Source organism: Modestobacter sp. KNN46-3, from assembly GCF_011039295.1.
In genome coordinates, this window is the sequence record NZ_JAAKGN010000054.1 from 18,575 (window position 1) to 28,099 (window position 9,525).

Annotated in this window: 9 protein-coding genes; all 9 read right to left on the bottom strand. The window is 74.6% G+C overall.

What is annotated here, in order from left to right; genetic code table 11:
* Window positions 1-23 precede the first annotated feature (23 nt).
* The gene (locus G5C62_RS13205) at window positions 24-1,034 is read right to left on the bottom strand and encodes a LacI family DNA-binding transcriptional regulator (RefSeq protein ID WP_164701348.1); all 1,011 of its coding nucleotides are present in this window, start codon (window positions 1,032-1,034) and stop codon (window positions 24-26) included.
* Between the two features lie 258 nt (window positions 1,035-1,292).
* Window positions 1,293-1,901, bottom strand: a complete 609-nt coding sequence (locus G5C62_RS13210) for a maleylpyruvate isomerase family mycothiol-dependent enzyme (RefSeq protein WP_164701349.1) — start codon at window positions 1,899-1,901, stop codon at window positions 1,293-1,295.
* A 109-nt stretch (window positions 1,902-2,010) separates the two neighbouring features.
* Window positions 2,011-3,093 (bottom strand): alkene reductase, encoded by a 1,083-nt coding sequence (locus tag G5C62_RS13215; protein WP_164701350.1) that lies wholly within the window; start codon window positions 3,091-3,093, stop codon window positions 2,011-2,013.
* Between the two features lie 198 nt (window positions 3,094-3,291).
* Window positions 3,292-4,467, bottom strand: a complete 1,176-nt coding sequence (locus G5C62_RS13220; RefSeq protein WP_164701351.1) for an MFS transporter — start codon at window positions 4,465-4,467, stop codon at window positions 3,292-3,294.
* A gap of 85 nt (window positions 4,468-4,552) precedes the next feature.
* The gene (gene ugpC, locus G5C62_RS13225) at window positions 4,553-5,662 is read right to left on the bottom strand and encodes an ABC transporter ATP-binding protein (protein WP_164701352.1); all 1,110 of its coding nucleotides are present in this window, start codon (window positions 5,660-5,662) and stop codon (window positions 4,553-4,555) included.
* A gap of 101 nt (window positions 5,663-5,763) precedes the next feature.
* Window positions 5,764-6,855, bottom strand: a complete 1,092-nt coding sequence (locus G5C62_RS13230; protein ID WP_164701353.1) for a mandelate racemase/muconate lactonizing enzyme family protein — start codon at window positions 6,853-6,855, stop codon at window positions 5,764-5,766.
* Window positions 6,852-7,736, bottom strand: a complete 885-nt coding sequence (locus G5C62_RS13235) for an NAD(P)-dependent oxidoreductase (protein ID WP_164701354.1) — start codon at window positions 7,734-7,736, stop codon at window positions 6,852-6,854. Before G5C62_RS13235 ends, G5C62_RS13230 begins: the two co-directional genes overlap by 4 nt.
* Window positions 7,733-8,614, bottom strand: a complete 882-nt coding sequence (locus G5C62_RS13240; RefSeq protein WP_164701355.1) for a sugar phosphate isomerase/epimerase — start codon at window positions 8,612-8,614, stop codon at window positions 7,733-7,735. The genes G5C62_RS13235 and G5C62_RS13240 overlap by 4 nt, the downstream gene beginning before the upstream one ends.
* The coding region (locus G5C62_RS13245) for a dihydrodipicolinate synthase family protein (protein WP_164701356.1) at window positions 8,611-9,525 on the bottom strand (915 nt) is incomplete at its 5' end. The genes G5C62_RS13245 and G5C62_RS13240, both read right to left, overlap by 4 nt.

Below are 9,525 nucleotides of genomic sequence, written 5' to 3' on the forward strand. Positions count from 1 at the left end.
CTCCTGGAGGTCGGGACGGGCGGTCATCGGTCGTTCCTGACGGGTGGTGCGGACGCGCCGTCCGGCGGCGGACTGGACCGCCGGACGACGAGACGGGTGGGGACGACGACCGAGCGGGGCGGCAGGGTCGGCGTGGCGAGCCGCTCGAACAGCAGGTCGACCGCGGCCGAGCCGATGCCGGCGGCGTCCTGGGCGACCGTGGTGAGCGGCGGGTCGAGGAGGTCGGCGAGGTCGAGCTCGTCGAAGCCGACGTGCGCGGGGCGCGGTCCGGTGCGCGCGTGCAGGTGGTGCAGCAGGGCGACGCTGGCCCGGTTGTTGCCGGTCACCACGGCGGTGACCCCGGCCGCGGCCCAACCCGACACCGCGGCGGCGATGCGCTCGGGGATCAGCACGCCGAGCGACACCAGGTCCTCGGTGCGGAGGCCGCGCTCGGCGCAGGCGGCGAGGAAGCCGTCGCGGCGCTGGCGGGAGGTCCAGAACCGCTCGTCGTCGCCGAGGTAGGCGATCGACCGGTGCCCGCGCTCGGCGAGGTGGTGCACGGCCTGGGCGATGCCGCCGGCGTTGTCCGACAGCACCTCGTCGGTGCCGTGGTCGGCGCTGGGCCGGTCGAGCAGCACCGCCGGGACGTCGGGCGGCAGATTGGCGGTGAGCACCTCGTCGCCGACCAGGTTCGGGGCGATGAGCAGGCCGTCGACCCGGCGCGCGGCGAAGGCCTGCACCAGCCGGCCGGCGCGCTCGGCGTCCCCGTCGGCGGAGCCGGTGAGCAGCAGGTACCCGTGCTCGCGGGCCCGGCGCTCCACGCCCGCGGTGAGCGCGGCGTAGAACGGGCCGGCGAGGTCCTCGAGGACCAGGCCGATGCTCGCGGTGCTGGTGCCGCGGCGCAGGTGGCTGGCGCCGTCGTGCCGGCGGAAGCCCAGCTCGGCGATGGCCCGCTGCACCCGCTCGATCGTCTCTGGACGGACGCCGGGCTCGGCGTTGACCACCCGGCTGACGGTCTTCTGCGAGGTGCCGGCGGCGCGGGCGACGTCGACCATCGTGGGCAGCCGGCCGAGCGTCCGACCAGCGCCCGGACCTGCGGCAACGTCCGATGACAACGTAGTCATCGACTCGTCGGGCGGTCCCGATGACAACGTAGTCATACAGGGGATCGTCAGGGTGACGACGACCACATGTCAAGGGCCTGAACGGTCCACAACAGTTCCGTGACCGCGTGGCCCCCCGGGCTGCCGTTGTGCGCTGGTCGCCGGTCCGCCCCGCGGGAAGCGACGACCAGCGCACAACCCCGGCGAGCGTCAGCCCCGGGGCAGGGCTCGGCCGTCGGGGAGCGTGCGGCCGCTCAGCAGGGCGACCAGGTGGCCGCTGTCCGCGCGGACGACCTCGCCGTCCCCCCAGCTCCAGGTGGTCTCCGCCGCCTCCAGCCGGAGGCCGGTCAGGTCGATCCCGAAGTAGGCGCCGTCCGCCGCGGTGAGCTGGTCGAGGACGGCGAGCACGCCCTCGGCCGGGGCGACCGGCGGTCGGCCGAGGGCGACGGTCACGTCGAGGGAGTGGATCACGGCGTGGCTGAGCGCACCGGCCGCGCCACCACCCGGCGGCTGCCAGCCGTGCAGCACCGGCGAACGCAGCGCGGCCACGAGCTCGGCGTCCGGCAGGGACGCGTCCCGGGCCGCCACGGTGTCGGAGAGCCGGGTGAAGTCCCCGCCGGCCGCCGCCATCTCGGCACCGAACTGCTCGGCCGACAGCCGCGCCGGCATGGTCACGTGCGCCACCACGTGCCTGACCTGCCAGCCCGCGCAGAGCGAGGGGGCGTCCCAGGCCCCGGCCGGCCCGGCGGCCAGCAGGTCGGCGAGCCCGTCGTACGTCCTCGCCGTCCAGGACTGCAGGTCACGCGCGTTCCCGGTCATCTCGATGCCTCTCCCTCGCCCACGCTCGGCGGACGCCCGTCCGGGCGCCTCACCACCGAAGACGTCCGCCGGCGCCAGGACTCATCGCCCACGGCGCCGGCGGCCCGGCTCAGCTCTGGCTGAGCTGCAGGGTCGGGTAGTCGGTGTAGCCCTCGGCACCCGCGGCGTAGAACGTGGCCGGGTTCGGCTCGTTCTCCGGGTGCTCACCGGCCCAGCGCTCGACCAGGTCGGGGTTGGCGAGGACCGCGCGACCGACGGCCACGGCCTCCGCGTGGGCGGCCTCGATCAGCTCGACGGCCTCGGCGCGGGTGGTCACCGTGCCGAAGCCGCTGTTGGCGATGAGCGGGCCGTCGAAGCGGCGGCGCAGCTCCTGCACCAGCTCCCCGGCCGGCTCGGCGTGCAGCACCGAGAGGTAGGCCAGGCCCAGCGGGCGCAGCGCGTCGATCAGCGTGCCGTAGGTGGCCCGGACGTCGTCCCGGTCGGTCTCCAGCGCGCCCTGGATGTTGTGCTCGGGCGAGATGCGCAGGCCGACCTTGCCGGCACCCACGGCCTCGGTGACCGCGGTGACGACCTCGACCACGAACCGGGCGCGGGCCTCCGGGGAGCCGCCGTACACGTCGTCCCGCTGGTTGGACGCCGGGGACAGGAACTCGTGCAGCAGGTACCCGTTGGCGCCGTGCACCTCGACGCCGTCCAGGCCGGCCTCGACGGCCCGGCGGGCGGCGGCGACGAAGTCGTCGCGGACCTCGCGGGCCTCCTCGACGGTGAGCGCGTGCGGCACGGGGTAGGCCTGCTTGCCCTGCTCGGTGTGGCCGGCGCCGTCGATCGCGATGGCGCTGGGCGCCTCGACCCGGCGGCCGCCGTTGACGTCGGGGTGGGTCACCCGGCCGGCGTGCATCAACTGCATGACGATGCGGCCGCCGCGGGCGTGCACCGCCTCGGCGACGCGGCGCCAACCGGCCACCTGCTCGTCGGTGACGATGCCGGGCTGGCCGACGAAGCCCTGAGACTCGAAGCGGGGGTACGTGCCCTCGGTGATGATCAGGCCCACGCCGGCCCGCTGCGCGTAGTGCTCGACGACCAGGTCGCCGGGGACGCCGGAGGCGCCGGACCGCATGCGGGTGAGCGGCGCCATGACGACGCGGTTGGCGAGCTCGAGGTCGCCGAGCGTGACGGGGGAGAACAGGTCCATGCCAGGCCGAAGGCCGTCGCCGGCAGCGACCATTCCCCACTGCGTTGTGCATCACTGACCTCGGGACACAACCGGTGCCGGACGCGCTCGCACCGCCCGACCGCTGGCGGCCGTTGCCGAGTGACAGCTGATCGGGCATTCCCCGGCACGGAAGCCCGGTCAGCTGTCACTCGGCGGAGGCGCCTCCCCGCCGATCGCTCAGTCGCTGTGCCGCGCGCCGACCACCGCGACCGCCAGCAGGCCGCCGAGCAGCCAGAACGCCGCGGAGACCCCGGCCGTCCCGGCCAGCAGCCCGGCCGCCGCCGGGGTGCCGACCAGCCCGACCCGGTTGCCCACCAGCCGCAGCGCCAGCGCGGTGCCGCGGGCGTCGTCGGGGACGGCCCGGATGATCAGCGTCATCAGCAGCGGCTGGCCCACGCCGAGCAGGAACCCGATCAGCGCCAGCAGTGCGCCGAGCGCCCAGACGTTGCCGGTGGCCGGGAGGAACGCGACGGCGATGCCCGAGCCGACGGTGCTCAGCACCACCAGCCGGGCCCGGCCGACCCGGACCAGCATCGACTGCACCAGCACCCGGGAGGCCACGGTGGCGCCGGCGCGGACGCTGAGCAGCACCCCGACCACCGCCGGGGAGATGCCGCGGTTCTCCCCGAGCAGCGGCAGGTAGGCGGTCAGCAGGTCGACCGCGGCAGCCAGCACCAGGCTGGCGAAGATCCCGGAGCGCACCGGCGGCCGGCCGAGCAGCCGGAAGGCCGACGTCCGGCCGGTCGGCCGGGACGCGGCCGCCGGGAACCGTCGCCCGGCGGCCAGCCACCAGGACGCCGGCAGCGCGAGCGCGCACAACGCGGCGGAGAGCACCAGCGCGCGGGCGGTTCCGGTGGACAGCTCCCCCGGCGCGGTGGCCAGCACGGCTCCGGCCAGCGCCGGCCCGACCAGCTGCCCGGCGGAGACGACCGCGGTGAACAGCCCGAACCCGGAGTCCAGCCGGTCCCCGGGCAGCCGGGCGACGACGTTCTCCCCGCCGACGATGCAGCCGAGGTTGCCCAGGCCGAGGACCACGTTGCCCAGCGCCACGGCCAGCAACGATCCGCTGGTGGCCAGCAGCACGCAGCCGACCACCAGCAACGCCACGCCGCTGACCAGGATCGGCTCCGGCCGCCAGCGGTCGGCCGCCCGGCCCAGCGGCAGCGCCACCACCATCGGCAGCAGCGCGAACGCCGCGGTGAGCAGGCCGATCTCGGTGGCCCCGGCGCCCAGGTCGATCGCCCGGTAGGCGGAGACCGGCCGGGCGACCGCGATGCCCGCCTGGATCAGCACCATCACACCCAGCAGCTGGAACAGCCACCGCGGCGCCCGCCCCGGAAGGGGACCGGTCATCGCCCCCGCCCCGGGCGCAGCCCTGTCGGCCCCGTCCCGGGTCCCGCCCCGAGCGTGCGCCGGGTGGGGAGGACGGGGCCCGCCATCAGTGGGACAGTCGCCGGCCGGTGCTGGTGGAGAAGACGTGCTCCTCGCCCGGCCGGATGCTCAGCCACACGTCGCCGCCCTTGGCCGGTGGGCGCCGGGCGTCGACGCGGGCCACGATCTGCGCGGTGTCGCCGCCGTGCAGGTGCTCGGCCAGCTGCTCGTCGGCGATCGTGGCGTAGACGAAGGCGTCGGAGCCCAGCTCCTCGACCAGGTCGACCTTGACCTTGAAGCCCTGCCCGGGCTCGGCCAGCTCCAGCGCCTCGGGCCGGAACCCGAGCGTGACGGACTGGTCCGCACCGGCGGCCGTCAGGGTCTCCCGCGGCAGCTCGACGACGATGTCCCCGAGCCGGGCGCCACCGTCGACCAGCGGCACCTCGGCCAGGTTCATCGCCGGGGAGCCGATGAAGCCGGCGACGAAGACGTTGGCCGGGCGGTCGTACATCTCCCGGGGGCTGGCCACCTGCTGGAGGACGCCGTCCTTGAGCACCGCGACCCGGTCGCCCATGGTCATGGCCTCCACCTGGTCGTGGGTGACGTAGACGGTGGTGATGCCCAGCCGACGCTGCAACGAGGCGATCTGGGTGCGGGTCTGCACGCGCAGCTTCGCGTCCAGGTTCGACAGCGGCTCGTCCATCAGGAACACCTGCGGCTTGCGCACGATCGCCCGCCCCATCGCGACCCGCTGCCGCTGGCCACCGGAGAGCGCCTTCGGCTTGCGGTCCAGGTAGGGCTCCAGGTCCAGCAACCGGGCCGCCTCGACGACCCGGGTGCGGCGCTCCTCCTTGCCCATCCCGGCGATCTTCAGCGCGAAGCCCATGTTGTCGGCGACGCTCATGTGCGGGTAGAGCGCGTAGTTCTGGAACACCATCGCGATGTCCCGGTCCTTCGGCTCGACGTCGGTGACGTCCTTGTCCCCGATCCGGATCGCGCCGCCGTCGACCTCCTCCAGGCCGGCGAGCATCCGCAGCGAGGTGGACTTCCCGCAGCCGGAGGGGCCGACGAGGACCAGGAACTCGCCGTCCTCGATCTGCAGCTCGAGCTGGTCGACCGCCGGCTTGTCGCTGCCGGGGTAGAGCCGGGTCGCCTTGTCGTAGGTGACCGATGCCATGGGGGAGCTCCCTCGCTCGTGCGCTGTCGCGCCTGTGACTGCCGTCACCGTACGGCAAGCGCTTTCCGAGATCAATGGTGTGTGGTGCACGCGCCGGCGGCTCAGCCGTCCAGCGCCTCCATCCGGTCGGTCGCGAAGACCAGCCCGTGGCCGGGGGCCGTCTGCGCCCGGAGCAGGCCGTCGGCGATGGTCACCCCGCTGGGCTGGGCGAGTGCACCCAGCGCCGCGAACGAGGCGTCCTCGACGTCCTCGACCATGGTGGTCAGCGGGAGGCACATCGCCAGCTGCCCGGAGACGTCCGGCAGCAGGTGCGGCGCCACCGGCACGCTCGCGGCCGCCGCGAGCTGGGCGATCCGGAGGAACGGGGTGATCCCGCCGACCCGCACCACGTTGGGCTGGATGACGTCGGCAGCCCCGGAGGCGAGCAGCGCGCGGTACTGGAACGCGGTGTAGACGTTCTCCCCCACCGCGATCGGCACGCCCAGCCCGGCGTCGTGCAGCCGGCCCAGCGCCGGCAGGTCGTCGGCGACCAGCGGCTCCTCGACCCAGTACAGGTCGAAGGGGGCCATCGCCCGGACCGCGCGCATCGCCGTCGGAAGGTCCCACCGCTGGTTGGCGTCGACCATCAGCCGGCGGTGCGGCCCGAGCGCCGCCCGGACGGCGGCCACCCGCTCGACGTCCTCGGCCAGGTCGGGGCGGCCCACCTTGATCTTCACCGCGGTGCAGCCGTCGGCGACCCAGCGCTCGGTCTGCGCGACCAGCTCCTCGAGGGAGTAGTGGAAGTTGACCCCGCTGCCGTAGACGGCGACCGACTCGCGCCGGCGGCCCAGGTGGTCGACCAGGCTCTGCCCGGCCGCCTTCGCGGCGAGGTCCCACAGCGCGGTGTCGACGGCGGCGATCGCCATCGTGGTCAGCCCGCCGCCGCCGGCCTCGTGCAGGTGCCACCAGAGCCGGTCCCAGACGACGCCGGGCTCCACCGGCCCGCCGACGACCACCGGGGCGACGTCGTGGTCGACCAGCGACTGCAGCGCGCGGGCCCCGATCGACGGCGTCCAGCTGAAGCCCGTGCCGGTGCGCCCGTCGCTGGTCTCCAGCTCGGTGACCAGCAGGTGCAGCGCCGGGACGTCGGCGCCCCACGGCCGGGCCAGCGGCAGCCGGAACAGCCGGCTGGACAGCCGGGTGACCGTGCTCATCGCAGCTCCGTGCGCCAGCTGCGGGACGCCGTCCAGCCCAGCAGCTGCTCGGCCTTGGCGGTGCTGAACGCCGGGCTCGTGCCGGTCAGGCCGGCCGCGAGCTCCGGGGCGACCCCGGAGAACTCCGGGAGCAGCTCGGCCAGCGGCGCCTCGGCCAGGGCGTCCTGGGCGCCGACGAAGAACACCTCGCCGTTGGGCACCTCGCCGGCCTTGCCCAGCAGGGTGTCCAGGAAGTCCGCGCAATCACGGGCGTCGACGTAGTTGAACAGCGAGACCGCGCCGTGCCGGGGGTCGGCGATCCGCTCGCGCACGGTGTGCCCCTGCTGGGTCGGCGCCCCCGCCCACTCCTCCGGCGCGATGACGAAGCACGGCCGGAACGCCGCCAGCCGCACCCGGTCGCCGTACTGGGCGGCGAACATCCGCATGGTCTGCTCGGCGGCCAGCTTGGACAGCCCGTAGGCGTTCCACGGCCGCGCCGGGTGCTCCTCGTCCAGCGGCAGGTACCGCGGCGTCCAGCCGGCCGGGCTGCCGTAGCCCATGACGGTGGGGCTGCTGGCGGTCACCACGGTGCCGACGCCGAGGTCGATGGCGGACTGCAGCACGTTGTAGGCCAGCGCGGTGTTGGTGGCGTGGATGACCGACTCGGGCCGGCTGAACGGGACGGCGATCGCCGCCAGGTGGACGACGGCGTCCGGCCGGTACCGGGCCATCACCCCGTACGCCTGGCCGAGGTCGGTCAGGTCGGCCGGGAAGGTCGCCGCGGCCTTCTCCAGCGGCGCGGCGGTGACGTCGACCGAGACCACCTCGTGGCCGGCGTCGGCCAGCCCGTCGACGACGCTGCGGCCCAGCCGGCCGGCACCGCCGGTGACCAGCACCCTCACGCCGACACCACCCTGCTCCCGCCCACGCCACCCGCCCCGACGCCGGACACCACGACGTCCAGGTAGCGCTGTTTCACCGTCTCCACGACCTCGGCCTTGGGCTGAGCCCAGACGTCGGCGTTGAAGATCTCCACCTCGACGTCCCCGGTCCACCCCGCCGACTCGACCGCGGCCACGAACGGCGGGAAGTCGATCACCCCGTCGCCCATGTAGCCGCGGGCCATCAGCGCGTCGGCCGGGATCGGCATGAGGAAGTCGCAGACCTGGAAGGAGGCGATCCGGTCACCGGCCCGGGCGATCGACGCCCAGACCTCCGGGTCCCACCAGAGGTGGAAGGTGTCGACGACGACGCCCACCTGCGCCGACGGGAAGGGCGCCGCGAGGTCGAGGGCCTGGGCGAGGGTGGAGAGCACGGCCCGGTCGGCGCAGTACATCGGGTGCAGCGCCTCCAGGGACAGCCGCACGCCGCACTCACCGGCGTAGGGGGCCAGCTCGGCCAGCGCCTCGGCGACCCGTTCCCGGGCACCGACCAGGTCGCGGGAGCCGGTGGGCAGCCCACCGACCACCATGACCAGCGACTCGGCGCCCAGGGTGGCGGTCTCCTCGATCGCCCGCCGGTTGTCCGCCAGCGCGGTGGCCCGGGCGGCCGGGTCGGTCGCGGTGAGGAACCCGCCGCGGCAGTGCGAGGTGACCCGCAGGCCGGCGTCCCGGATCAGCTTCGCGGACCGCTCCAGGCCGAACTCGGCGACCGGCTCGCGCCAGGTGCCGAGCGCGGAGAGCCCCGCCGCGGCCACCCCGTCGACGAAGTCGGGCATGGACCAGCCCTCGACCGTCTTGTAGTTGATCGACAGCTTGGCCAGCCGCGGGTCGGCGGTCACTGGGCCACCCCCACGGTCGACAGGTACGTCCGCATCCGGCCGGCGGCGAGCTCCGGGTCGGGCAGCAGCCCGGCGGCGTCGGCCAGCCGGAAGACCTCGGCCAGGTGCACCGGGCTGCGCGAGCTCTCCAGCCCGCCGACCATCCGGAAGCCCTGCTGGTGGCCGGCCAGCCAGGCCAGGAAGACGATGCCGGTCTTGTAGTAGTAGGTGGGCGTGCCGAACAGGTGCCGGGACAGCGCCACCGTCGGCTCGAGCAGCCGGTCGTAGGTCGCCAGGTCGCCGCGGTCCAGCGCCTGCAGGGCGGTGGAGGCGGCCGGGGCGATCGCGTCGAAGATGCCCAGCAGGGCGTGCGAGTACGACTCGCCGTCCCCGCGCACCAGGGACGGGTAGTTGAAGTCGTCCCCGGTGTAGAGCCGGACGCCGTCGGGCAGCCGGCGGCGCATGTCGACCTCGTGCGCCTCGTCGAGCATGGAGACCTTGATGCCGTCGACCTTGGCGCTGTGGTCGGCGATCACCTGCAGCACGGTGTCGGTGGCCTCGGTCAGCTGCGCCGAGCCCCAGTAGCCGGCCAGTGCCGGGTCGAACATGGGGCCGAGCCAGTGCAGGACCACCGGCCGGGACACCTGCTCGAGCAGCCGGGCGTAGACCTTCGCGTAGTCCTCGGCGCTGCGGGCCACCCGGGCCAGCTGCCGGCTGGCCATGATGATCACGTTCGCGCCGGCGCCCTCGACCACCTCGATCTGCTCGAGGTAGGCGGCCAGCACCTCATCGGTGCTGGCCAGGTCGGCCGGTGCCTGGTCGGTGCCCGCACCGCAGGCCAGCAGCCCGCCGCAGGCCTGGGCCTCGGCGGCCGACCGGCGGATCAGCTCGGCGGTGGTGCTCCAGGGCATGCCCATGCCGCGCTGGGCGGT